This is a genomic window from Prosthecobacter sp. (assembly GCF_046154365.1).
In the GTDB taxonomy this organism is placed as follows: Bacteria; Verrucomicrobiota; Verrucomicrobiia; order Verrucomicrobiales; family Verrucomicrobiaceae; genus Prosthecobacter.
Window position 1 is genome coordinate 1 of the sequence record NZ_JBJXFV010000099.1, and the last position, 24,229, is coordinate 24,229.

Sequence of the window (24,229 nt, forward strand, 5' to 3'; positions counted from 1 at the left end):
GCAAGAAAACCTGGTCCATCGACCCCAGCGGCCAGTTCTACAACGGCCCCGCCTTCCAAGACTACTTCCAGCTCCGCGACCTCATCGCCGACAAGAGCGAAGACTTCGCCCGCGGCTTCACCGAAGCTCTCATCGAGTATACCCTCGGAAGACCCTATGGCTTCACCGATGCCGCGCTCGCGGAGGACATCGTAAAGCGTGCGAAGGCGAAAAGCTTCGCGATGAAGGAGTTCTTCGTCGCCCTGGCCTCCAGCAAAGAATTTCACAGGAAATAGCCCCTCGAACTACGTTCAACTCTCCTCGCCTCATGAAAACCCGTCGCCACTTCCTTCAATCCAGCACCTCGCTCATCGCGCTGCCGATGCTCGAATCGCTCGGCTTTCGCCGCTTTGCCTCTGCGGCGGCTGTAATGGCTCCACCGAAGCGACTGATCTTTCTCGGCTTCGGTTGGGGCATCACCGACACGACTTGGTATCCCGATATCAAGACGCCCGGCCCGGACTATGCGCTGACCACCGGCCTCAAGCCGCTGGAGCGGCACAAAAAGGACTTCAGTGTCGTGCAGGGACTTTGGAACAAATACAGCAACGAAGGCCACTGGGGCAGCACCATGTGGCTCACCGGTGCGAACCGCTATGCGCAGCCCGGCCAGAGCTTTCACAACAGCATCAGCGCGGATCAGGTCGCTGCGGCGCAAATCGGCCTGCAGACACGTTTTGCCTCCCTTCAGTTCAACAGCAGCGAAAACGGCGACATGAGTGGCCACGGCCCTGGACTCTCGATGGCCTGGGATGTGAGCGGAAAGCCCGTCGGCGGCCAAAATGGCCCCGTGGCGGCGTTTCATCGTCTCTTTGCCAAAGACAGCACGCCGCTCTCACAGCAAAAGGCGATGCTCGCGCAGAAGCGCAGCGTGCTCGATGCCGTGATCGATAACGCGAAGTCGCTCCAGCGCGGTCTCGCGAAAAACGACAACGCCAAGCTCGAAGAATACTTCCAGGGCATCCGCGACATCGAAACGCGCCTCTCCAAGGAGGAGCAGTGGATGGACGTGCCGCGTCCGATCGCCCCAATCAAAGAACCTGCCGCCACCGCGCAAGGCAACGGTCGCAGCGAAATCGAACTCATCTACGACATCATGATCGCCGCCATGCAGACGGACAGCACGCGCGTGATGACCTTCCGTCAGCCCGTGGCCACGCTGCTCACCGCCATGGACATCAAGGTGCATCCGCACGACATGAGCCACTACCACACCACGCTCGGCGAGAAGCTCGACGCCTCCCAGCGCCGCGACATCTCGCAGAGCGAGCTGCTCGCCGGATTCCTCGACAAACTCAAAGCGACGAAGGAAGCCGATGGCTCGTGCCTTTTCGACAACCTCGCCCTCGCCTATGGCAGCAACATTCGAACCGGTCACGAACTCTCGAACTGCCCGACGATTCTCACCGGACGCGGCGCAGGCATCAAACTCGGCCACAGCATCGTCGCACCCAAGGACACCCCGCTCTGCAACGCCTGGCTCACCATGCTCCATGGCATCGGCGTCAATGCCGAGCGCCACGGCGACAGCACCGGCGTGCTGAAAGAGATCGTTGCCTGACAAAAACTTCGTCGGGCGGACACTTTCTTTGTCCGATTACAGAGGCTCGTGCGGGATGGAGAGTCCGAATCGTCTCTATTGTCGCAAAATGTGGCGACAAACTGGCGACTTAGCAGCCTTCCAATCACATGAAACACATCCTCATCTTCCTGTTCACGTTTGTCTCGTTTGCGACTGCCACGCCGCTGATGTTTGAAGGCGCCGAAAGCCCAGGCATGGGCGAGAAAATCGTGCTCATGGCGGAAGACCATGAGCATCGCTCGGAGGAGTCGCTGCCTCAGCTTGCGCCCATTTTGGCAAATCATCAGGGCTGCAAGTGCACGGCGCTCTGTGACATCGACCCGGATGGCAACATCGCTGCGGGTATGCCGCAGCATGATTGAGCGTCCGATGTGCGTTCTATTTGCCCCTCAAACCTGAGGCTCACATCTCTCAATCATGAAGTTCATTTACATCGTCTGCTTTTTGATGTCGCTGCGTGCGGCATCTGCGGCTGACTCGCTGCGCTACAATCGCGACATCCGCCCGATCCTGTCGGATAACTGTTTTGCGTGCCATGGGCCTGACAAAGGCAATCGCAAAGCAGAATTGCGGCTCGATTTGCGTGAAGTGGCAATCCAACCAGCCAAATCGGGCGATACGGCCATCGTGCCGGGCAAGGTTGAGGAGAGCGCGCTCGTGGCACGCATTTTGAGCGATGATGAAGACGAGATCATGCCGCCGACAAAGTCGCACAAGAAGATCAGTGAGGCGCAGAAGGTGATCTTGAAGCGCTGGGTGGCTGAGGGTGCGGTGTATGAGAAACATTGGGCGTTTGAGCCGCCACAGCGCGCGACTTTGCCAGCGGTCAAGACGGCGGGCTGGGTGCGGAATCCGATTGATGCGTTTGTTCTCGCCGGATTGGAAGAGGTGGGCCTACAGCCAGCGGCAGAGGCTGACCGTCGGACTTTGGCACGGCGCTTGTCGCTGGATATGACTGGGCTGCCACCGAAGCCCGAAGAGGTGGAGGGCTTTGTGAATGACAAGTCGCCGGATGCTTTTGAAAAGCTGGTGAAGCGGCTGATGGACTCACAGCAGTGGGGGGAGCACCGTGGACGCTACTGGCTGGATGCGGCACGCTATGGCGATACGCATGGCATTCATCATGATGCATACCGCGAGATGTGGCCGTATCGCGATTGGGTGATCAGCGCCTTCAATAAGAACATGCGCTTTGATGCCTTCACGGTGGAGCAGATCGCGGGTGATCTGCTGCCGAACCCGACGCGAGAGCAATTGATCGCCACGGGCTTTCACCGCTGCAACATCACTACCGCCGAGGGTGGCACCATCGCTGACGAAAATCTGGCGATGTATGCCAATGACCGCGTGACGACGACTTCCTGGGTCTGGCTGGGCCTCACGGCAAACTGCGCCGCCTGTCACGACCACAAGTTCGACCCGATCACGCAAAAGGACTTCTATTCGATGGCCGCATACTTCAGAAACACCACGCAGGGTGCCATGGATGGTAATGTGAAGGACACGAAGCCGATTATCTACCTGCCGGAGTCAAAGGACGAAAAGCGCTTCGCTGAATTGCCAAAGCTCATCGCCGCTGCCAATGCCGCAGTGACCCAACGCCGCCGTGATGCCGCTAAGGATGCTGAAGCGTGGGCTGGCATCGTCACTCCGGAGAAGTTCGGCATCAGCGCAGAAGCGCTGGTGGACAATGTCGATGCCGCGAAGCCTTTCTCGGTGGCCGCACGCGTGAAGACGAGCAAAGACGGAGTCATCGCTGGCCAATTGTTCGTGCAAGGCAAAAAGTTTGGACTGCAAGCAGGCAAGCTGATCGCCATCTCGAAGCGCGATGTCATCACGCCCGGCAAAGAGCAGCACCTCATGGCCAGCTTTGACGGGAAAAATGGCATCGTGCTCTACCTCGATGGCAAAGAGGTGGAATCCGACCGCAAAGGTAAGATGACGGCCAAAGAGCAACTCGAAGGCGCGACCGATCTAAAGATGTATGCTCGCACACTCAGCAAGACCGACGCGCTCTCGTTGAATGATGAGGCTCGCTTGCGCAAAACGGTCGCCATCGCACTCGATAAACGAAATCCAAAGCAGAAGACCGAACTGACCGACTTCTACTTCCGCAGCGTGGATGAGCCATCCATGGAACTTGCAATGCAGATCGATTCACTGACTGCGGAAGACGCGGCGATCCGTGCGAGATCAACGCTGACACACGTTCAGGAAGAAAAACAGGGCGAGGCGATGGCCAACATCCTCATGCGCGGCGCTTATGACAAAGTGGGCGAAAAAGTCACCCCCGCTGGTTTCAGTGCGCTGCACGAGATGCCGAAGGATGCACCCAAGAATCGCCTCGGCCTCGCGCAGTGGCTTGTATCGCCGCAGAACCCTCTCTCCGCGCGTGTGACGGTGAATCGCTTCTGGCAGGAGCTTTTCGGCACAGGGCTCGTGCGCACGGCGGAGGACTTTGGTTCGCAAGGCGAGCTTCCGTCGAATCCCGAACTGCTCGATTGGCTGGCGGTGGAGTTTCGTGAGTCCGGCTGGGATGTGAAGAAACTCTTCACGCTAATGGTCACCTCCTCGACGTATCGTCAGGCCAGCAAGATCACGCCCGAAAAACTGGCGCGTGATCCACAAAACCGAATGCTCTCACGCGGACCACGCTTCCGTATGGATGCGGAGATGATCCGCGATTATGCGCTGGCAGTGGGAGGCACGCTGTTGCCCAAAATGGGCGGCCCCGGCACCAAGCCGTATCAACCGAGCAACATCTGGGAAGTCGTCGGCCTTCACGGCTCACGCTACACGCAGGACAAAGGCGAGAACCTCTATCGCCGCACGATTTACAACTTCTGGAAGCGTCAGGCTCCATCGCCAAACATGGAGGTCTTCAATGCCCCCACTCGCGAAGTCTGCACCGTGCGCCGTGAGCGCACCAACACACCGCTTCAGGCTCTCGTGACGCTGAATGACCCACAATTTGTCGAAGCGGCACGTCGTCTGGCTGAAGCCGTGATGAAGCAAAAGAAGGACGCGCCCGCCATCATCACTGAACTCGCCTCGCGTGTGCTCTTGCGCCCTCTGAACGATGCCGAAACGAAAGTCGTGAATGCGACGCTCGCAGAACTCGAGACCGAATTCACCGCGCATCCCGAGCGTGCCACCGCTTTCCTCAACATCGGCGAGACCAAGGCCGATGCCAGCCTGCCTGCGCCAAAACTCGCCGCCTACGGCATGATCGCCAGCCAACTGCTCAACCTGGACGAAGCGCTGAACAAATAACACGCCATGACCTGCAACTCCCATCTCTTTGATCATCTGCCGCACGAGACACGTCTGGAACTCACGCGCCGCCAGCTCTTTGGACGTGGTGGCAGCGTCGTCGGCGCCGCAGCACTCAGTTCTCTCATGGGCGAGAGTTTCGCGAGTTCGGGCAAGCCTGCGCTGCCGCATTGGCCGACGAAGGCGAAGAACATCATCTACCTGCACATGGTTGGCGGCCCTTCGCAGATCGATCTCTACGATCATAAGCCGAAGATGGTCGAGATGTATGACAAGGATCTGCCAGACAGCATCCGCAATGGTCAGCGACTTACCGGCATGACCAGCGGACAGGCGCGCTTCCCTGTCGCCCCATCTAAATGGAAATTCAGTCAGGCGGGCAAGTGCGGCTTGTGGATGAATCAGGAGTTGCTGCCTTACACCGCGAAGTCCGTCGATGACATGGCATTCATCCGCTCAATGAACACGGAGGCGATCAATCACGAACCCGCCATCACCGCCATGCAGACTGGCTCGCAGGTCGCCGGACGTGCCTGCATCGGCTCATGGCTCAGCTATGGCCTCGGATCCGTGAATCAGAATCTCCCGGCTTTCGTTGTGCTCATTGCTGAGCCCTCGCAAGGCGGTGCCATTCAGGCCATCTCCGGCAAGTTGTGGTCCAGCGGCTTTCTTCCAGGAGAACATGCCGGTGTGAGCTTCCGCAGCGCGGGTGATCCCATTCTCTACATCAACAATCCCGACGGTGTCACGCCGCAGATGCGCCGCAAGCAGCTCGATGGCATAAATCAACTCAATCAGATGGCGTATCAAAGTCTGGGCGATCCAGACACCAACGTGCGCATCCAACAATACGAGATGGCCTTCCGCATGCAGGCCAGCGTGCCCGATTTGACCGATATCAGCAAGGAACCCGACCACACCTTCAAGCTCTATGGCGAGACCGCACGCAAGCCCGGCAGTTTTGCCAACAGCGCGCTCATGGCCCGCCGACTCACGGAGCGCGGTGTGCGCTTCGTGCAGATTTATCTCAACGGCTGGGATCAGCACGGCAATGTCGGTGGCAAGTTACCGACGCAATGTCTCGACATCGATCAAGCCACTCACGGCTTGATCGAGGATCTCAAGCAGCGTGGCCTCTTTGAAGACACGCTCATCATCTGGGGCGGCGAGTTTGGCCGCACGATCTACTCTCAAGGCGGACTCTCAAAAGAGAACTACGGCCGCGATCACCATCCGCGGTGCTTCACCATGTGGATGGCTGGTGGCGGCGTCAAAGGTGGCACCATTTACGGTGAAACGGACGATTTCAGTTACAACATCGTCAAAGACCCCGTTCACGTGCGCGACTTCCACGCCACCATCATGCACCTGCTTGGCATCGATCACGAGCGCTTCACTTTCCGAGCGCAAGGTCTCGACTTTAAGCTGACTGGCGTCGATCCCGCTAAGATCGTGAAAGCCGTCCTCGCCTAAATTGCTCCTCATCCATTTCCAATACCCAACCCTCATGAAACACATCCTACTCATACTTTTCACCCTCGTTTCGCTCGCCAGCGCTGCACCGCTTGTCTTTGAAGGCACCGAAGGGCCCGGCAAAGGCAAACACATCGTCTTTTTGGCCGGGGATCATGAGTATCGCTCCGAAGAAACGCTGCCTGCTATCGCACGTATTTTGTCGAAGCATCATGGTTTTAAATGCACGGTGCTTTTTGACATCGACCCGGAGGGCAACATCGCTGCTGGTGAGCCGCAGAACATTCCTGGCATGGAGGCGCTCGACTCCGCGGATCTTGCCGTCATCTTTCTGCGCTTTCAGGGCCTGCCGCCTGAGCAGATGAAGCACCTCGATGCTTATCTCAATCGCGGTGGACCCGTGATCGGTCTGCGCACGGCCACACATGCATTCAAAGGCACGCCAGAGCCTTATGCCAAGTATGACTACAATTCCAAAGTCGCGGGTTACGAGTCCGGCTTCGGCCATCAGGTGCTCGGCCAGACGTGGGTTGGCCATTACGGCAAAAACCACTCACAGAGCACGCGTATCGCCATCGTGCCTGACAAGGCAGCGCATCCGATCCTTCGCGGTGTGAAGGACATTTGGGTGCAGGCAGGTGGTTACGTTGGCAAACCGACCGATGGTGAGATTTTGACGATGGCGCAGCCGCTGGATGGCATGACGCAGGATTCACCTGCGTCCAAGACACAGCCGCCACAGCCCAGCGAGTGGACACGCTCTTATAAAAGCGCTTCGGGCAAAGTAGGCCGCGTTTTCACCTCCCTTTACGGAACATCAGAGGACATCACAAACGAAGGCTATCGACGCATGATGGTGAACAGTTGCTTCTGGGCCGTGGGTCTGGAAGACGCGATCAAAGCGGATCTCAACGTCGCATTTGTCGGTGCGGCGAAGCCGAACACTTTTGGCGGCGGCGCTTATGCACGTGGGATCAAGCCAGAGATGTATGCAGGCTTTGAAAGCCCGATCCCGGCGAACAACAACACGCAGGGACCCGCGAAGTCGAAAAAGGAAGAAAGGACGGAGAAAAAGGCCGAGAAGCAGGCTGCTAAAATCGAAGTCTCTGCCAAGCCAACCGTCGCGACCGGCAAACCGGCTCGTTTTGTCCGCATTGAAATCCCCGGCGAGAAGAAGTGCCTGCAGATCGCCGAGATCGAGATCCTGAGCGGTGGCAAAAACATCGCAAAGGGCGGCAAGGCCAAGCAATCGACCACCGGACACGGCGGCGATGCAAACCGTGCGATGGATGGCGACAAAAACCCGAACTATGGGAATGGCATGACGCACACGCAGGAGAACCAGCCGAATCCTTGGTGGGAAGTCGATCTCGGTTCCGCACAGCAAGTGGATGCAATCAGCCTGTGGAGCCGTCGGGGCTTCCCGGATCGTCTTGGCGATTTCACGCTGCAATTGCTCGATGAAGGGCGCAAAGCGGTGTTCGAGCTGAAGAATGTGGCCGCTGGCGATTCGCTCACGATTGATGTTAAAGGCGGCGGTAAGATCGCCTACCTCTCCTTTGAAGGTAAGCCCGGCAAACCGGCAGAGAAGGGCAGCGGCGGCGGTCGTTCCGCGCCAGCAGCGGCGAAGGAGCCTGCGCTCGTTGAAGTTCCTGCGGACTACAAAGACACGCTGCCCTTTGCTTTCCAAAAAGGCGAAACCGTCGCCATCCTCGGTAACGGACTGCCGGATCGCATGCAGCACGATGGCTGGATGGAGACGCTGCTGCAAAGTGCCCTGCCAGAGCTGAACGTGAGTTTTCGCAACATGAGCGCCAGCGGCGACCGCCCCGGCTCGTATCCGCGCAGTGGTGGGCATATGCACATGACGGATTATTTGAGGCATGTGAAGGCGGACACGGTATTCGCGTTCTTCGGCTACAACGAGTCCTTCGATAACAAGCCGGACGATTTCAAAAAGCAGCTCGTTGATTTCGTGAAGTACATCCGTGGCACGCAGCCGAATGGCAAAAGCTTCCCGCGCATCGTGCTCTTCAGCCCCATCGCGCATGAAGACACGCGGAATCCGAACGTGCCGAACGGTGCGGAGCACAATCCGCAGCTCGAAGCCTACACGCTGGCCACCGAGGCAGCGGCGAAGGAAGCCGGTGTGGGCTTTGTCGATCTTTTCCATCCCTCGCTCGCTCTTTTCAAAGCTGCAAAGGAGCCACTGACGCTCAATGGCGTGCATCTCAGCGCTGAAGGTGATCGCCAGCTCGCGGAAGTCATCGCGAAGGCCTTGCTCGGCAAAGAAGTGACCGCGTCCGCCTCGCTGGAGGAGCTGCGTGAGGCCGTGCTCGACAAGGATATGCACTGGAACGCCCGCTACCGTGCCCGCGATGGCAATGACGTGTGGGGTGGCCGTTCGACGCTCGCTTTCACCGATGGTCAAACCAACGCCGCCGTGCTCCAGCATGAGCTGAGCATGTTCGATGTGATGACGGCAAACCGTGATGCGAAGGTCTGGGCACGCTCGAAGGGCGGCGACCTAAAAGTCGATGATAGCAACGTGCCGATGCCCGTGCCCGTCATCTCGAACGTCGGCGGCAAATCGAAGTCATCGAGTGCGGTGAAGGAAGGCCGCACGAGCTACATCAGCGGTCAGGAGGCGATCCAGCACATGGCCTTTGATCCACGCTTCGAAGTCGGCCTTTTTGCCGATGAAGCGAAGTTCCCACAGCTCATCAATCCCGTGCAGCTCCAAGTGGATAGCAAAGGCCGACTCTGGGCCGCTGTGTGGCCGACTTACCCGATGTGGGAGCCGCTGAAGAAGATGTCTGACGCCCTCGTCATCTGCCACGACGACAACTCCGACGGCCAATGCGACCGCATCACGGAATTCGCCAAAGTGCAGAACCCGCTCGGCTTTGAGTTCTGGAATGGCGGCGTCATCGTCACCTGCAATCCTGAGATTATTTTCCTCAAAGACACCGACGGTGATGACGTGGCCGACGTGCGCGTGATCATGCTCCAGGGCACCGACAGCGCCGACACGCATCACGGTGCGAACAACCTCATCATGGGGCCGGACGGCGGCATCTATTGGCAGAGCGGTGTCTTCATGGTGCATAATCACGAGCATCCGTGGGGGCCGTCGTTGCAGACCGGCGCGAGCGCGATGTATCGCTTTGACCCGCGTCGCTTCACCATCGCGAAGCACGCGGACAACTCGCCGAATCCGCACGGCATCAGCTTCGACGGCTGGGGCTATCATTACGCCACCGACGGCACCGGCGGCCGTGCTTACCAAGTCCGCCCTGATGGCAACGGCTTCAAAATGCACGAGCTGCTGAAGAAGGAAGTCCGCCCCGTCACCGCCAGCGAGATCGTCAGCAGCACCCACTTCCCCGAAGACATGCAGGGCGACTTCCTCATCTGCAACGTCATCGGCTTTCTCGGCATCAAGCACTACGACCTAGTCCGCGATGGCGAGAAAGGCAGCGTGTGGGGCGAGCCTGCGGGCGCGGAACTCACTGTCAAAGTCACGCAAGCCGACGGCAGCATCACCGAGGACAAATCCCGCGGCCTGCTCATGAGCGGCGACAAAAACTTCCGCCCCAGCGACGCCGTTTTCGGTGCCGATGGCGCGATGTACATCGCCGACTGGCACAACGTCATCATCGGTCACATGCAGCACAACGTGCGTGACCCGAACCGCGACCACAAACACGGCCGCATCTACCGCATGACCGCCAAAGGCCGTCCGCTACAAGCACCCGTCGCCATCGACGGCGCACCCGTCGCCGCCTTGCTCGAAAATTTGAAGCATCCCGCCGATGGCGTGCGCCACCGCACCCGCGTGGAACTCAGCGAGCGCCCCACCGCCGAAGTCATCGCCGCCACCAAGGAATGGATGAAGCAATTCGACGCCACCAAGAAAGAAGACGCGCACCACTTGCTCGAAGCGTTGTGGATTCACCAGCAGCACAACATCCGCGACACCGCGTTGCTCGCCAAACTGCAAACCTCCCCCGAACCCCACGCCCGCAACGCCGCCAACGTCGTGCAGCAACTCTGGTTCAACGTCGAAGCCAGCATGAAAGGTGGCGTCATCGCCGCCGAGAAAGAAGCGAAAGCGCAGAAGTCCGGCATCCTCAGCGACACGCCCGAGCTAACCACCATCCGCATCGGCACCGTGCCCGAGCGCCTCATGTATGACGTGAAGGAACTCACCGTGAAGTCCGGCAAGAAGATCAAGCTCCTCTTCGCCAACACCGACGTCATGCCACACAACCTACTCATCGTGAAGCCCGGCCAAGCCGACGCCATCATGAACGCCGCCATCGTCATGGGTGCCAAAGGCTTCGAAAACGGGTTCATCCCCGACGGAGACAGCATCCTCTGGCACACCAAGCTCCTCGACCACGGCAAAGAAGAAGTCCTCGAGTTCACCGCCCCCGCCGCCGGAGATTATCCCTTCGTCTGCAGCTTTCCCGGCCACGGCATCATCATGCGCGGGGTGCTGCATGTGAAGTAATTGGACATTCTTGTTCGTCATTGCTGGGGCCTCTTTAGGCCCCAGCACTTTTGGCATTGCCCAATCACGTTGCGACGAAGCGTTAATCCCACTCTATGACTCGACGCCTGATTTACGCTGCCACGCTGCTGGCCACTCTTCTTCACGCTCAGGAGCCAGTGGTGCTGCTCGAAGGTGAGCAGCTCAAGGTTTTGAAGTACACCGGGCAGGCGCGGCTGCAAGATTTGCGCTCGTATCGTCACATCACTTGGAGTGGGATGGCTCACCTGTGGTGGACGGGGGCGAAGCCGGGAGATGTGCTGGAACTCGCGCTGCCAGTGGCCAAGGACGGCGTGTATCGGCTCGGTGCGGGGTTCACGAAGGCGGTGGATTATGGCGTGTTTGAGTTCGCGCTGGATGGACAGCCGCTCGCGGGGGCCATTGACCTCTTTAACAGCAGCGTGATGCACGCAGGCACCGTTCCGCTTGGCAAAGCGATCACGCTGAAGGCTGGCGAGCATCGTCTGAGCATCACAGTGAAAGGTGCCAACGCTGCGGCAAAGAAGAGCTACATGCTGGGGCTCGATTACCTCGTGCTGGCGGCGGGAGCCGATGCGGATGTGGTGGCGCTGGCGAAGCCGCTCATCATCACTCAGCCAAGCAAACCTGCAGCACCGGAGGAGAAGCCCCAGCGCGACATCAGCTACAACAATCTCGAAGTGCAGCCTCTGAAGGCGGCGGAGCAACGGAAGAAGTTCACCGTGCCCGAAGGCTTCGAGGTGGAACTGGTGGCGAGCGAAGAAACCGGGCTGCCCAAGCCCACGATGGTCGCCTTTGATGATGCCGGGCGCATGTGGTCGGCCACGGCAACGGCGTATCCGTGTGACAAGGACAACATCATCTGGACGCAGCCGGGCAAGGATCGCATCGTCGTCTTTGATACGCCTACCGCTCGCACGCCGCAGACGGCACGCACTTTTGCTGAGGGAATGGTCATGCCCGTGTCGGTGCTGCCGCATGGACAGGGCGTGTTTGTCGCTCAGGGGCCGGAGATCTTTTATCTCGATGATCGCGATGGCGACGGCCACGCCGATGAGCGGCGCGTTTTGGCCAAAGGCTTCGGCGTGCAAGACACGCACACCGTTCCGCATCAGCTCACATGGATGCCAGGCGGACGCGTGACGTTTTCTCAGGGCCTGCTGAACAGCGGACGCATGACGGATGCGGAAGGAAAGATCTTCGTCTTCAATCGCACACTCGTCGCCTCCATGAAGCCGGACGGCACCGACACGCGCATCCTGAGCGCCGGACTGAACAACATCTGGGCCTGGGCGCATGGGCGCACGGGGCGTGTGTTCATCCATGAGGCAAACGACCTCGGCTACAGCGTCGTGCCGTTTGAGGAAGACTCGACCTATCCCGGCTTCGTGGCGATGAAGCTGCATCCGTCCTCGCCCATTCATCCACCGACAGCGCAGGACCTCAATCTCGGCGGCACCGGCTTCAGCGGACTCGCCATCTGCGATGACAAAAGCGGCAGCTTCCCCGCGCCATGGCACGGGCTGCTCTACATCGCGAATCCCATCCTCGGGAAGATCCACGCCGTTGCCGCCACGCTGGATGCACGCGGCGTGTGGACCTTTGAAAAGCGCGGCGATCTCGTCTCCTGCGCCGATCCGATGTTTCGCCCTGTCGCCATCACCTTCGGCCCGGATGGCTGCCTCTACATCACCGACTGGTATAATCGCATCATCTCGCACAACGAGATCCCGCGTGATCATCCCGCACGCGACAAAGAGCGCGGTCGCGTCTGGCGCATCCGCCACAACTCACAGAGCAGCGCAAAGGTGTCAGACATGACACGCGTGCCCGCGGGCGAACTGCCAGCGCATCTCAAAGCCCACAGCACCTGGGAAATGCGTGCCGCATGGCATCAGATCGGCCAGCGTGGAGGCAAAGAACTCATCCCCGCGCTCACGCAGTTGGCGGCGGACGTGAAAACCAGTGTCGATGCCCGCATTCACGCGCTCTGGTCGCTGGAAGAGCTGGGCCACTTCGATGCAGCACTGTGGGCGACGTTCCTGACCGATGTCTCGCCCGACCTTCGCCGCGAAGCCGTGCGCTCACTCAGCACGCTGAAGGTCGGCGAAGACGCCGCGTTCGAATTGCTCCAACCGCTGGCCGACGAACGCGAATGGACCGTGCGCTATGAAGTGCTGCGCTTCTTCCGCCGCGCCGCTGGGCCGGTGAATCCAGTGCACATCGCGTGGTTGAAACGCTGGAGCGCGAACCCCGCGCCCAAGACCGAGGTCAAAGGCTGGAACGGCACCTATCTCGCACTCGGCGGCAGCTACGAGCGAGCTTTCCAAGACTTCCTGCTCTCGCTCGCAGAAACGAAATCACCCGCCGCCGTGCTGAACGAATCCAAGTGGGACAAAACCATCGCCACAGCGCCTGAACCCACTGCGGATGAGGTCGCGGCACTCGCCAAGCGCATCGCCGCCGTGAAAGCTCTCCTGCCGAACGCGAAGCCCGATCAAGGCCGGCCCATCGTCGAAAGCACCTGCCTTGCCTGCCACAGCGCTGGCGGGAAAGGCATCTCACTCGCGCCGCCTCTCGATGGTTCGTCCAAGCGCGACACCGACGGCCTCCTCACCGCCATCCTCGCCCCCGACGCCGCCATTGAGCAGGTGTTCCGCCTCTACCGCATCGAGACTCTGGACGGTGGCAAATATGAAGGCTTCAAAAAGAACGAGAGCGACAAAGACATCACCCTCATGCTCATGGGCGGCGCCACGCAGGCCGTCCCCATCGCCAAGATCAAAAGCGCAGGCTACGTGGCCGGAAAATCCGTCATGCTGCCCATCGCCACCGGTTTCAGCGATGCGCAACTCGCCGAAATCGTGCGCTATTTGCAGACGTTGCAGTGATTCCTCGCCCCCACCTTCATGCCTGCCCACTACGCCCGCTATCCCTCGCTCGTTGATCGCACCGTCTTCATCACCGGAGGCGCAGATGGCATCGGCAGTGCGGGTGAATACCGTGCTCCCCGGCTGGGTGCCCACGGAGCGACAACTCACCAAATGGTGGTCGTCCGAAGGCGAAGCCGGAACCATGCGCGATCAAGCCCTCAAGCACCGCATCATGTCCGACGAATTCGCCCAGATGGTTCTCTTCGTCGCCGCCGATGATGGTGCCGCCTGCACCGCGCAGCAGTTCATCGTCGATGGCGGAAGCTTCTGAACCGAATCGCCCATTCTTCACCACTCATCCCGAACTCATGACAACCTCACCTCACGTCCTCTGCGCAATCTTCCTGGCTGCCCTAGCCCTCCCATGCACCGCTCAAGACTCCGCGAAGAGGAGTCGCGGCATCGGAGCCGACGCTCCCGCTGGCAAACCCTACATCTACAAAGAGAGCGCCGGAAAGCCGCGCCAGATGGAGATCTACTTCCCGCCGAATCATGATCCCGCAAAAGCGAAGGTGCCCGGCATGATTCTCTTCCATGGCGGCGGCTGGGAGGGCGGCTCGCTGGTGCAATTTCGCATCGCATGTGCTTACTTTGCCAGTCGTGGACTCGTCTGCGCCACGGCGGAGTATCAAATGCTCAGCAAGGCCGACATCGCGAAGCTTCCCGCAGTCCAAGCACGCAAACGCGTCTGCGTCACCGATGCGAAAAGCGCCATCCGCTGGTTCAAACAGCATGCGGGTGAGCTTGGCATCGACCCGCAGCGCATCATCACCGGCGGCGGCAGTGCGGGTGGACACATCAGCGCCCTCGCCACGATGAATCCCGGCCTCAACGACCCTGCCGACCCGAAGGGCATCGACACCAGCGTCGTCGCCTACCTGTGGTTCAATCCCGCTTTCGCCAACGGAGGAGACGACGAGCATGACCCTGAAATCGACGTGTTGCGTCATTTGAAAGCCGATCTCCCGCCCGCCATCACCTTTTTCGGCGACAAAGATGCGTGGAAGCCAGGCTGGGACATCGTCCACGCCAAATGGATGTCCCTCGGCACAAGGACCATCGACCTCCAGATCGCACCCGGCCAATCCCACAGCTTCTTCAACAGCGGTCCCTGGCAAACCGTCACCCTCATCGCCGCCGACCAATTCCTCGTGAAGCACGGTCTCCTCGCCGGCGAGCTGACGAAGACGATGCCTGCTAGTGGGGAGAAGCTCGTGCCAGAGAGTTCAAAGCCGTAAGCGTTACTTCGCCGCCATCAGCTATGTCGATGCCCAGGTCGGCCGCCTGCTCGCCGCGCTGGATGAAACCGGCCTCGCCAAGAACACCATCATCGTCTTCTGGAGCGATCACGGCTACTACATGGGCGAGCACACCTGGTGGGGCGCGAAGCACAACAACTACGAAGGAGCCACCCGCAACTGCCTCATCGTCTCCCAGAACGGCATGAAACAAGCCGGTGAAAAGACCAACGCGCTCGCCCAATCCGTCGATCTCGCGCCCACACTCACCGACTTGTGCGGCCTGCCCGCTAACGAAGGCTTCCAAGGCCGAAGCTTGAAGCCCGTGCTCGAAGATCCCGCCGCCACGGTGAATGACGCCGCCTTCAGTTGGTATCCCAAAGAAGGCTGGCTCGGCACCGCCATGCGCACCGACAAATGGCGCTTCGTCGAATGGACCAAGCCCGGCCAGGAACCCGTCCGCGAACTCTACAACCAAGTTAACGACCCGCAGAACAACCTCAACATCGCCGACAAACCCGAGCACGCGCAGGTGATCGAATCATTGACCAAACGGCTGAGAAAAAAGTTTCCCGTGCAGGAGTTCAAGGAGCCGGCGGCGGGGAAGAAGAGTGCCCGCTGAGCTGCGAGCGAGAATCGCGCATGCCGCCAGGGCTTTCGTTCCAGCCTTGGCAAAGTAAAAGTGCTGGCTACGATTCAGCGCATGATCGCATCTCCGAACATCCTCACGCCTCACGGCGAGCACCCCGTGCGGATTGAATTCGGCGGACCACACGACGATGTGGCGACCAGACGTTGGCGGGCACCTGGAAAACATTCCATGCCGCATCTGGCGGCAGATGCCATCGAGTTTGCCAGGCTCGCTGGCAAACGCTGGCGCTACTACCTCAAGCGCGGCGAGGCAGTCGGGAGCATTGGCGAGCTTCGCGCCAAGATTACCGCGCAGCCACAAGGCGAGTTCGGCTTCCTGCTGGTGGCACGACCCACCTGGAAACCAGCCCCTTCGGCCCTCGGTATCGCCTGGTGTCGGCGGACATGGTGCAATCACGTTGTACTGGATTTTCTTTCCGTTCATCCCGCGACCAATGACCCGGCGGGCGGCTACAAGGGCATGGGCGGTGCCATGCTCCGGGCCGTTGCGGTGGCGGCAGGCATGATCGGCTGTCCGCTCGTGTGGGGCGAGGCCACGGTTTCCTCCGCGACATTCTACGAGAAAATGCTTGGCGGGAAGAAGATCCAGGATCACTTTTTCTTCGACGAAGCGGCGCTCACTGCATTGCGAGCCGCGCTGCAATCACCAATCCCATCGAAACGCCGTTTAAAGCCATGAAAAAGCCCTCAAAAACCGCAGCTCCCGTCGGCAGCAACGCCACGGAATGGATTCGCTGGTTGTGGGAAGTCGAGGCCGAGCACTCGCCCATGATCGGCAGTCGGCTCAAGTTTGGCCTGCCGCTATCACCAGCGAAACCAAAGCGCCGGAAGGTCAAGGCTGCTAGGCGGGCTGCTGTCAAAGTGTAGCGAGCATCCCCGCGTCCCGGCGGGACGCAAGAAGTTAGCCGGTGGTGAAGGGAGCGCAGCGACCGAGAACCACCATTCCCCCACGCGCCCAACCGCCGCGTTCCGGCAGGAGCGCGAGAAGCCTCCGAATACCCAGCGCCCCATCTCACCACAGATACCGGTCGTCGTATTCCACCATGCCGCGCTGCAACATCGCCACATACTCCTCCTGATCACCAGTGCCACCCACGGCATGGGCGATGCCGTTCATGTTCCGAATCGTGCCGCCAATGTATTCGTGGACACGCTGCCGTGCGGTGGGAGCCAGCCAAGGTTCGCGGTTCTTCGTGCTGAACACGAGATGGTAATGCAGCGAGAGATGAGTCGAGGGCATGGCGGCAACTTCTCGCGCTCCTGCCGGAGCGCAATGTCTGGGTGCGCTGAGGTGGTCATTGCGATCCGGTGGTTCTCGCTCGCGGAGCCTCGCTTCACCACCGGCTAATCTCTCTCGTCCCTCCGGGACGCCTCTAGATATGCGAATGAACCCCGCCCTCGCCATCGTTCACGGCTGCATCGTGAAACCACTCTTCATTCTCGTTCTCCTTCTTTCGTCATTCGTCATTCCGCATTCGCCCGCCCGCAGCGCTTCGCGCAGCGATGCGGGCGGGTCATTTTCGGCGCAGCCCGACTCCGCCAAGGCTGCGACGGACAAGCCGAACATCCTCTGGTTCGTCGTGGATGACATGTCAGCGAATTTTTCCTGCTATGGGGAGAAGACGATCCAGACGCCGCATGTGGACCGCTTGGCGCGTGAGGGCACGAAGTTCACGAATGCCTTTGTCACCGCGCCGGTGTGCTCGCCATGCCGCTCGGCGTTGATCACGGGCATGTATCAGACCAGCATCGGCGCGCATCATCACCGCAGTGGGCGCGGGGTGGAGAAAATCACGCTGCCAGAGGGCGTGGTGCCGGTGCCGCAGTTGTTGCAGCAGGCGGGCTATTACACCTGCATCGGCAGCGGCCTGCCCGGCGTGAAGGGGAAGAAGGGCAAGGGCGGCGGCGGTCTTGGCAAGACGGACTATAACTTTGAATATGACGCCGGCATGTATGCCGGCGCCGACTGGGCAGGGCGCAAGGCAGGCCAGCCGTTCTTCATGCAGGTGCAGCTCAGCGGCGGCAAGCAACGCGGCGGCACGGATAAAAACGCGCAAGCCCTGTCCCAACGTGCCGCGAAGACGTTCGGCGCGGCGGTGCGGACTGAAGATGTGACACTGCCGCCTTACTACCCGCGTGATCCCGTGCTGCTGCGCGACTGGGCGGCGTATCTCGATGCCGTGCGCTTCACCGACCAGCATGTCGGCGCGGTCCTCGCGCGACTGGAGGCGGAGGGCATCCTCGACAACACGCTCATCATCTTCATCACCGACCACGGCATCAGTCATGCGCGCGGCAAACAGTTCCTCTACAACGAGGGCACGCACATTCCCTTCGTCGTGCGCGGCCCCGGCATCGCCAAAGGTGCCGTGCGTGAGGATCTCGTCATGCAGATCGACCTCGGCGCGATCTCACTGGCCGCCGCCGGCCTGCCGCTTCCAAAAATCATGCAGGGCCGCGATGTCTTCGCCAAAGACTACCCCAAACGCGATGCCATCTTCGCCGCGAGGGATCGCTGCGATGAAACCGTCGAGCGCATCCGCAGTGTGCGCACTGATCGCTTCCTCTACATCCGCAATTTTCATCCGCAGCGCCCACATCTGCAACCCAACGCCTACAAGGACGGCAAGAGCATCGTGCAGACCCTCCGCGCACTGCATTCAGGCGGCGTACTCGACCCGCTGAGCGAGAAACTGCTCTTCAGTCCCACCCGCCCCGCCGAGGAACTCTACGAATGGACCACCGACGGCTGGCAAATCACCAACCTCGCCACCGATCCTGCTCATCAAGCCACGCTCACGACTCTGCGCACCCGCCTCGATCAATGGATGGTCGAGACCCACGATCACGGCCCTGAAACCGAATCCAGATACGACAGCGACATGGCCGAGTATCTCGGCAAAGGCAATCCGACCGTGGATAAGAACATCGCCCAAATGAAACAGTGGGCGGCGGAGGGGAAGTAGGCCCCATGAAGCTGCTTTGCCTCATCCTTTCGTGTGTTCTGTGTATTCCGTGGTCAATCTCCGCCGAGCCACCCAGCGTGGAAACCGCCGTCCAGCGCGGCCTCGCACTCGTCACCACCGCCGCCAGCAACTGGCCGAAGCACAAGACCTGCTTCTCCTGCCATCATCAAACACTGCCCATGCTCAGTGTGATCGAAAACAGCCGCGCAGGCCATTCCATCGACCCCGTTTGGCTCAAAACGCAGTCCGACATCACTCACGCCTATTTTGAGGAGCGCATCGACGACATGCTCGCGGGCGACCACGTCCCCGGCGGTGCCACGACGGTCGGTTACGGCTTCTGGGTGCTGCAAATGACCGCGCAACCCGCCGATGACACCACCACGGCCATGGTGGCCTATCTCTTGAAAATTCAGGGCGTGGCCCGACTCAAAGGCCGCGAGCCAGCCAAACTCGAACGCACCGAAAACGGCCGTTGGACCACCTCCTGCCGCCGCCCGCCCCTGCAAGGCTCCGATGTCGCCGACACCGTGCTCTCCCTGCTCGGCATGACCAAATATGCCAGCGCCGAGCAACAGCCCGCGTTCGCCAAAGCCAAAGCCGCCGCCCTGAAATGGCTCGCGCAAGCCAAGCTCGAACGTCAGGAAGACCACATCTGGCGGCTCTGGGGGCTGCATCATCTCGGTGGCGATGAAGCTGCGAAACAAACCGCCCGCGATGCCATCATCAAAGCACAACAACCCGACGGTGGTTGGTCGCAAGCTGCTGATCTGCCCAGCGATGCCTTCTCCACCGGTCAGACGCTGTTCATGCTTCTCAAAACCGGTATCGCGCCTGATCATCCCGCAATTCAACAGGCGCGTGACCATCTTCTGCGCACGCAGCATGCCGACGGCTCCTGGCTCGTCGAATCGCGTGTGAAAAACAAAGTGCAGCCCTACTTTGAAAACGGTGATCCGCACGGCGAGCATCAATTCCTCTCCACTGCCGCCACGGCATGGGCCGTCGCCGGCCTTGCCCAACTTCTTCCTTCCAAACCATGAAACCGCTCCTGCTCATTCTTTTTTCATGTCTTGCGTGTGTTTCGCAGGCCGCTGACAAACGCCCGAATGTCCTGCTGCTCATGTGCGACGACTTGGCGGCCACGCTGACTTGCTACGGCCATCCGCAGGCGAAAACTCCAAACCTGGATGCACTCGCGAAGCGCAGTGTGCAGTTCAACCGAGCCTACTGCCAGTTCCCGCACTGCAATCCCTCGCGTTCGTCGATGATGAGCGGTCTGCGGCCCGGCACGACACGTGTCACCAACAACGAAGACAATCTTTACACCAACATCCCGAACGTCCTGACGCTGCCGCATCATTTCCGCTACAACGGCTACGCCACGGCGCGTTGCGGCAAGATTTTCCATCTCGGCGTTCCCACGGGCCTCGAAAGCATGGACGATCCACAGGCCTGGGACTTCGGCACGCCGTTCAAGAGCGAGCTGCCGTTTCCGCCGAAGCAGGAAAGCGCCGTCAAAGTGAAGTCCGGCAAGAAGCAGGGACTCGGCTGGCAGGAAATTCCTGGTGAGGATGATCAACTCGTTGATGGAGTCTTCGCGAAGACCGCCATCGAATGGCTCGGCAAACGCGACCAGGACAAACCCTTCTTCCTCGCTGTTGGTTTTCATCGACCACACCTGCCGCTCGTGGCTCCGGCGAAATATTTCGATCTGTATCCCTTCGACAACGTCACCCTGCCCGAAGCCCCCGCTGATGACGAGGCGGACATCCCCGCGCCTGCGCGCAATGGTGCCGTGCCTGGTTACGCGCTCACCGCCACGCCCGAACAACGCCGTGCTGCCATTCGCGCCTACCTCGCTTGTGTGAGTTATGTCGATGCGCAGGCCGGTCGTTTGCTTGATGCGATCAAACAGATGGGTCTCGATGACAACACGATCATCCTCTTCACCAGCGATCACGGCTGGCATCTCGGCGAACATGGATTGTGGCACAAACGCAGCCTATTTGAAGAAAGCGCCCGCGTTCCCTTCATCATGCAAACGCCCGGCATGAAGACCGGCGGCCAACGCAGTAACAGCCTCATTGAGCTGCTCGATGTCTATCCCACGCTCTGTGATTTGTGCGGCATTCCTGCACCGAAACATCTCCAGGGCCAGAGCCTGCGTCTGCTGCTCAATGATCCAGCAGCGTCCATTCACGATTACGCCTTCACGCAGGCCAGACGCGGCAAAGATGCTGAATTCTGGGGGCGCACCGTGCGCACCGCCCGCTGGCGTTGCACTGAATGGGATGAAGGCAAAAACGGCATCGAACTTTACGATCATGACGCCGACCCGCACGAGTACACCAACCTCGTGAGCGATCCGCAGCATGCGGCTGTGCTGAAGGATTTGCGCTCCCGGCTTGCTGAGAATCTGCCGCCCATCACGAGGTGATAGACTCGCATGCTGTGGGATGGGTGTGGCGACAGCCCGCCCGTCTCTGAGAGTGTGGCAAAGCACATCGTGATTCGAATGCCCCCAGAGTCGGGCGGTTTGGCGATGCAGTCTTTGTGTGATGGAGCAATCACAGCGCGCCAAACACACCCAACCTACGAAATTACTGCTGCCGCAATCGCAGCACCGCCGCGCGTGCTCGCACGAGGAAATCGGGTTTCGATTCGCCTTCGTTCAGACGGATCGGTTCGCCGAAGGTGACGCTGCCAAGAACGGGCACGGGAAGGACTTCGCCTTTGGGGAGGATGCGGTTGAGGTTTTCCATCCAGACGGGGACGAATTGCACGTCGGGCCGTTTTTTGGCGAGATGAAAGAGGCCGGGCTTGAAGGGCTGCGGCTCGGGTTGGTTGTGGCGGCTGCCTTCGGGGAAGAGGATGAGGGAATGGCGGTCGCCGAGGGCGTTGATCATGTCATCGAGCGGATTGCATTCCGGCGTCGGCTTTTTGCGTTCAATGAGCACGGCGTTGAAAACGCGAAAGGCGAGGAAGGGGCGTACGCGGCCCACGGACCAGTAGTCCTTGGCACCGATGAGCCGGGTGACCTCGCGTATCGGCGGCGGCAGCGAGGCCCAGAGCACGGGACCATCGAGATTGCTGGTGTGATTGGCAAAGTACACACGCTGTACCGGCTCCGGTGCGCAACCCTGCCAGCGGGCCACGGAACCAGAGAACACACGAAGCGAGCCGGCGATGAGACTGCGAATCATGCGCAAATGATGCGCGATGAAGATCAGGTTGTCACGCCTCTTGCTGGCTCGTAATGCATCACATGCCAAATTCCGACTCAACGCCGCCTGATTCATCCACTTGGATGACAGCGCTCGCCGATTTTTTGCTGGAGGAGCCGTCCATCGAGGCGATTCGGCTGAATCCAGAGTCGAAGCGCGTCGAAATGGCGACGCTGGGCCGGGTGGATGGCGAATTGCTGCAAGCGAAGCTCACGGAAGTGCTGCGGGCGGTGGATGCGCGGTGGTTGCAGAAGGCGGAGGCAGTTCCAGCGCACTCGGGCATGCTGGACGTGCAGCAGAAGGATGGTGCTTTCGTGTTGGAGAAGCCTTCATGCCCGACGGCACCGAAGTTCTGGAAGTGGCGTGATTTTGCGTGGCCGGAGCCGGATGAGATGGAGCAGGAGAGCGATGATGAATGGCGCACGCTGGCCTGGCAGGCGGCGATTTGTGGCGTGTCACTGTTGGCGGGTTATTTTTTCGATCATCCAGCTCTGTTCGCGATCTCGCTGATCGCTGGTGGCTGGGATGCGGCGAAGGATGCGTGGGAGAATCTGCTCGAACGTCGGCTTGATGTGCATTTCTTGATGCTGGCCGTCGCCTTGGGTGCGGTGGCGATTGGGGCGTGGGAGGAAGGCGCACTGCTGCTGTTCCTGTTCTCGACCTCGGGTGCGCTGGAGCATTTTGTGATGTTCCGCACGCACAAGGAGATCAATGCGCTGACCAAGGCCGCGCCCAAGATGGCGCATGTGCTACTGCCGGATGGCACGACGGAAGATCGCAGTGTGAGCGGCTTGCGCGTGGGTGATGTGATCGTGGTGAAGCCGGATGAGCTGTTTGCGGTCGATGGCACGGTGATTTCGGGATCGACGGCGGCGGATGAATCAACGCTGACCGGCGAAGCGCTGCCGATCACGAAGGAAACTGGGGCAGCCATCTTTGGCGGCACATTGAACCAATGGGGCATGGTGCAAGTGCGGGTGGACCGGCCGGCAAAGCAGAGTGCGCTGGCAAAGATCATCACGCTGATCCAAACGGCGCAGCATTTGCGCGCACCGAGCCAGCGCTTCACGGACCGTTTTGGCACGCGCTACACGATTTTGACGCTCGGCATCGTGGCGCTGATGTTTTTCGTGTGGTGGCTGGTGTTTGGCATCTCGCCGTTTGAGAACACGGCAGCATCGAAGTCGTCGTTTTATCGGGCGATGACGCTGCTGGTCGTCATGAGCCCGTGCGCGCTCGTTTTGTCGATCCCATCGGCCATTTTGGCTGCCATCGCGTGGGGAGCGCGGCGTGGTGTCCTGTTCCGTGGCGGTGCGGCGATTGAAAAGCTGGCGGAAGTCGATGTCATCGCCATGGACAAGACGGGGACGCTCACGGAAGGCGAATTGAAGGTGACGAAGATCGAAAGCTTCCCGGAGGGCCGCGAAAATGATGTTTTGCGCATCGCGGTGAGTTTGGAGGCGAACTCGAATCATCCCATCGCACGCGCTATCACGCGGCACGGGCAGGCGGAAGGCATCGTGGCGGAAAAACTGGCCGAATTTCAGTCCATCACCGGCCAGGGCTTGCGTGGACGCACGGCGGGCGGTTTGAGCTATGTGGGGCGGCGGGAACTCGTCAAAGACAGCCCCCTGGGCGAGGTGCTGGCAGGCGTGCCGGATGCGCCGCTGGGTTTCAGCGAGGTGTGGGTGCTGCATGAGCAGATTGTCGGTCGAGTGCTGCTCAAAGATGAGATTCGTGCCGGGAGCCGTGCCGTGCTGGAAAAATTGGCCGCCGAGGGCGTGCGCACGATCATGCTGACGGGCGACCGGCGTGCTGCGGCCATTGAGGTGGGCGAAAAACTCGGCATCGCCGAAGTGCGGGCGGGTTTGCACCCCGAGGACAAAGTGGCGGTGATCCGCGAACTGACGTTGGCAGGACATAAAGTCGCCATGATCGGTGACGGAGTGAATGATGCGCCGAGTTTGGCCGCCGCCTACGTTTCCGTGGCCATGGGCGCCCGGGGCAGTGATGCGGCGCTGGAGCAGAGCGATGTGGTTTTGATGCAGGACAAGATCGAAAAACTGCTCTCCGCCCGGCGGATCAGCCAGCGGGCGCGGCGGATCATTCAACAGAACCTGATCATTTCACTCGGCAGTGTGGTCGTGATGGCGGTGGCGTCGCTGTTTGGCATCGTGCCGCTGACGTTGGGCGTATTGACGCACGAGGGCAGCACGGTGGTGGTGTGCCTGAACAGCCTGCGGCTGCTGTTTGAGAAGGAATGAAACTCCGTGCTGGACGATTCCCCCCTTTTCTTCATAGAGTGAGCTAAAT

Annotated in this window: 18 protein-coding genes; 16 read left to right on the forward strand and 2 right to left on the reverse strand. The window is 60.2% G+C overall.

Annotated elements, in window-relative coordinates; all coding sequences use genetic code 11:
- From ACKVY0_RS12570 to ACKVY0_RS12625, 12 genes are all read left to right on the forward strand, one after another.
- Positions 1 to 275, forward strand: a 275-nt coding sequence (locus ACKVY0_RS12570; RefSeq protein WP_409215168.1) for a DUF1585 domain-containing protein, incomplete at its 5' end; no start/stop codon positions are given.
- Positions 276 to 307: 32 nt separating this feature from the next.
- Entirely contained in the window at positions 308 to 1,600 is a 1,293-nt protein-coding gene (locus ACKVY0_RS12575; protein WP_409215169.1) for a DUF1552 domain-containing protein, read from the forward strand.
- Positions 1,601 to 1,728: 128 nt separating this feature from the next.
- Positions 1,729 to 1,983, forward strand: coding sequence for a hypothetical protein (locus ACKVY0_RS12580; RefSeq protein WP_409215170.1), 255 nt, complete (start codon positions 1,729 to 1,731; stop codon positions 1,981 to 1,983).
- Positions 1,984 to 2,038: 55 nt separating this feature from the next.
- Entirely contained in the window at positions 2,039 to 4,894 is a 2,856-nt protein-coding gene (locus ACKVY0_RS12585; RefSeq protein WP_409215171.1) for a PSD1 and planctomycete cytochrome C domain-containing protein, read from the forward strand.
- 6 nt (positions 4,895 to 4,900) lie between these two features.
- On the forward strand, positions 4,901 to 6,367 hold the full coding sequence (locus ACKVY0_RS12590) for a DUF1501 domain-containing protein (RefSeq protein ID WP_409215172.1): 1,467 nt from the start codon (positions 4,901 to 4,903) through the stop codon (positions 6,365 to 6,367).
- A 34-nt stretch (positions 6,368 to 6,401) separates the two neighbouring features.
- Entirely contained in the window at positions 6,402 to 10,883 is a 4,482-nt protein-coding gene (locus ACKVY0_RS12595) for a PVC-type heme-binding CxxCH protein (RefSeq protein WP_409215173.1), read from the forward strand.
- A gap of 95 nt (positions 10,884 to 10,978) precedes the next feature.
- On the forward strand, positions 10,979 to 13,792 hold the full coding sequence (locus ACKVY0_RS12600; RefSeq protein ID WP_409215174.1) for a PVC-type heme-binding CxxCH protein: 2,814 nt from the start codon (positions 10,979 to 10,981) through the stop codon (positions 13,790 to 13,792).
- 52 nt (positions 13,793 to 13,844) lie between these two features.
- Entirely contained in the window at positions 13,845 to 14,105 is a 261-nt protein-coding gene (locus tag ACKVY0_RS12605) for an SDR family oxidoreductase (RefSeq protein ID WP_409215175.1), read from the forward strand.
- A 37-nt stretch (positions 14,106 to 14,142) separates the two neighbouring features.
- Positions 14,143 to 15,072, forward strand: a complete 930-nt coding sequence (locus ACKVY0_RS12610) for an alpha/beta hydrolase (protein ID WP_409215176.1) — start codon at positions 14,143 to 14,145, stop codon at positions 15,070 to 15,072.
- Positions 15,035 to 15,694, forward strand: a complete 660-nt coding sequence (locus tag ACKVY0_RS12615) for a sulfatase-like hydrolase/transferase (RefSeq protein WP_409215177.1) — start codon at positions 15,035 to 15,037, stop codon at positions 15,692 to 15,694. Before ACKVY0_RS12610 ends, ACKVY0_RS12615 begins: the two co-directional genes overlap by 38 nt.
- An 81-nt stretch (positions 15,695 to 15,775) precedes the next feature.
- Positions 15,776 to 16,402 carry a GNAT family N-acetyltransferase gene (locus tag ACKVY0_RS12620; RefSeq protein WP_409215178.1) on the forward strand — a complete coding sequence of 209 codons (627 nt, stop codon included), beginning with the start codon at positions 15,776 to 15,778 and terminating at the stop codon, positions 16,400 to 16,402.
- Complete coding sequence (locus ACKVY0_RS12625) at positions 16,399 to 16,590, forward strand: hypothetical protein (RefSeq protein ID WP_409215179.1); 192 nt, start codon at positions 16,399 to 16,401, stop codon at positions 16,588 to 16,590. Before ACKVY0_RS12620 ends, ACKVY0_RS12625 begins: the two co-directional genes overlap by 4 nt.
- Positions 16,591 to 16,735: 145 nt before the next feature.
- Here the strand turns inward: ACKVY0_RS12625 and ACKVY0_RS12630 are convergent, their stop codons facing one another.
- Positions 16,736 to 16,963 carry a hypothetical protein gene (locus ACKVY0_RS12630; protein WP_409215180.1) on the reverse strand — a complete coding sequence of 76 codons (228 nt, stop codon included), beginning with the start codon at positions 16,961 to 16,963 and terminating at the stop codon, positions 16,736 to 16,738.
- A gap of 145 nt (positions 16,964 to 17,108) precedes the next feature.
- Between ACKVY0_RS12630 and ACKVY0_RS12635 the strand changes: the two genes are divergently transcribed.
- The 3 genes from ACKVY0_RS12635 (at position 17,109) to ACKVY0_RS12645 (ending at position 21,129) form a co-directional block, all read left to right on the forward strand.
- Entirely contained in the window at positions 17,109 to 18,689 is a 1,581-nt protein-coding gene (locus tag ACKVY0_RS12635) for a sulfatase (RefSeq protein WP_409215181.1), read from the forward strand.
- 77 nt (positions 18,690 to 18,766) lie between these two features.
- Positions 18,767 to 19,732, forward strand: coding sequence for a prenyltransferase/squalene oxidase repeat-containing protein (locus ACKVY0_RS12640; RefSeq protein WP_409215182.1), 966 nt, complete (start codon positions 18,767 to 18,769; stop codon positions 19,730 to 19,732).
- The gene (locus tag ACKVY0_RS12645; protein WP_409215183.1) at positions 19,729 to 21,129 is read left to right on the forward strand and encodes a sulfatase; all 1,401 of its coding nucleotides are present in this window, start codon (positions 19,729 to 19,731) and stop codon (positions 21,127 to 21,129) included. The genes ACKVY0_RS12640 and ACKVY0_RS12645 overlap by 4 nt, the downstream gene beginning before the upstream one ends.
- Positions 21,130 to 21,292: 163 nt before the next feature.
- On the opposite strand, the gene ACKVY0_RS12650 is transcribed toward ACKVY0_RS12645, so the two are convergent.
- Entirely contained in the window at positions 21,293 to 21,895 is a 603-nt protein-coding gene (locus ACKVY0_RS12650; protein WP_409215184.1) for a lysophospholipid acyltransferase family protein, read from the reverse strand.
- Positions 21,896 to 21,999: 104 nt separating this feature from the next.
- On the opposite strand from ACKVY0_RS12650, the gene ACKVY0_RS12655 reads away from it, so the two are divergent.
- A complete protein-coding gene (locus ACKVY0_RS12655; RefSeq protein WP_409215185.1) occupies positions 22,000 to 24,180 on the forward strand; it encodes a heavy metal translocating P-type ATPase in 2,181 nt (726 codons plus the stop codon).
- Positions 24,181 to 24,229: the final 49 nt, after the last annotated feature.

What these genes read in the sequence shown, in the direction of transcription:
- ACKVY0_RS12575 (WP_409215169.1), top strand. Translation starts at nt 308, where the DNA reads ATGAAAACCCGTCGCCACTTCCTTCAATCCAGCACCTCGCTCATCGCG.
- ACKVY0_RS12580 (WP_409215170.1), top strand. Translation starts at nt 1,729, where the DNA reads ATGAAACACATCCTCATCTTCCTGTTCACGTTTGTCTCGTTTGCGACT.
- ACKVY0_RS12585 (WP_409215171.1), top strand. Translation starts at nt 2,039, where the DNA reads ATGAAGTTCATTTACATCGTCTGCTTTTTGATGTCGCTGCGTGCGGCA.
- ACKVY0_RS12590 (WP_409215172.1), top strand. Translation starts at nt 4,901, where the DNA reads ATGACCTGCAACTCCCATCTCTTTGATCATCTGCCGCACGAGACACGT.
- ACKVY0_RS12595 (WP_409215173.1), top strand. Translation starts at nt 6,402, where the DNA reads ATGAAACACATCCTACTCATACTTTTCACCCTCGTTTCGCTCGCCAGC.
- ACKVY0_RS12600 (WP_409215174.1), top strand. Translation starts at nt 10,979, where the DNA reads ATGACTCGACGCCTGATTTACGCTGCCACGCTGCTGGCCACTCTTCTT.
- ACKVY0_RS12610 (WP_409215176.1), top strand. Translation starts at nt 14,143, where the DNA reads ATGACAACCTCACCTCACGTCCTCTGCGCAATCTTCCTGGCTGCCCTA.
- ACKVY0_RS12620 (WP_409215178.1), top strand. Translation starts at nt 15,776, where the DNA reads ATGATCGCATCTCCGAACATCCTCACGCCTCACGGCGAGCACCCCGTG.
- ACKVY0_RS12625 (WP_409215179.1), top strand. Translation starts at nt 16,399, where the DNA reads ATGAAAAAGCCCTCAAAAACCGCAGCTCCCGTCGGCAGCAACGCCACG.
- ACKVY0_RS12630 (WP_409215180.1), bottom strand. Translation starts at nt 16,963, where the DNA reads ATGCCCTCGACTCATCTCTCGCTGCATTACCATCTCGTGTTCAGCACG.
- ACKVY0_RS12635 (WP_409215181.1), top strand. Translation starts at nt 17,109, where the DNA reads ATGAACCCCGCCCTCGCCATCGTTCACGGCTGCATCGTGAAACCACTC.
- ACKVY0_RS12645 (WP_409215183.1), top strand. Translation starts at nt 19,729, where the DNA reads ATGAAACCGCTCCTGCTCATTCTTTTTTCATGTCTTGCGTGTGTTTCG.
- ACKVY0_RS12650 (WP_409215184.1), bottom strand. Translation starts at nt 21,895, where the DNA reads ATGATTCGCAGTCTCATCGCCGGCTCGCTTCGTGTGTTCTCTGGTTCC.
- ACKVY0_RS12655 (WP_409215185.1), top strand. Translation starts at nt 22,000, where the DNA reads ATGACAGCGCTCGCCGATTTTTTGCTGGAGGAGCCGTCCATCGAGGCG.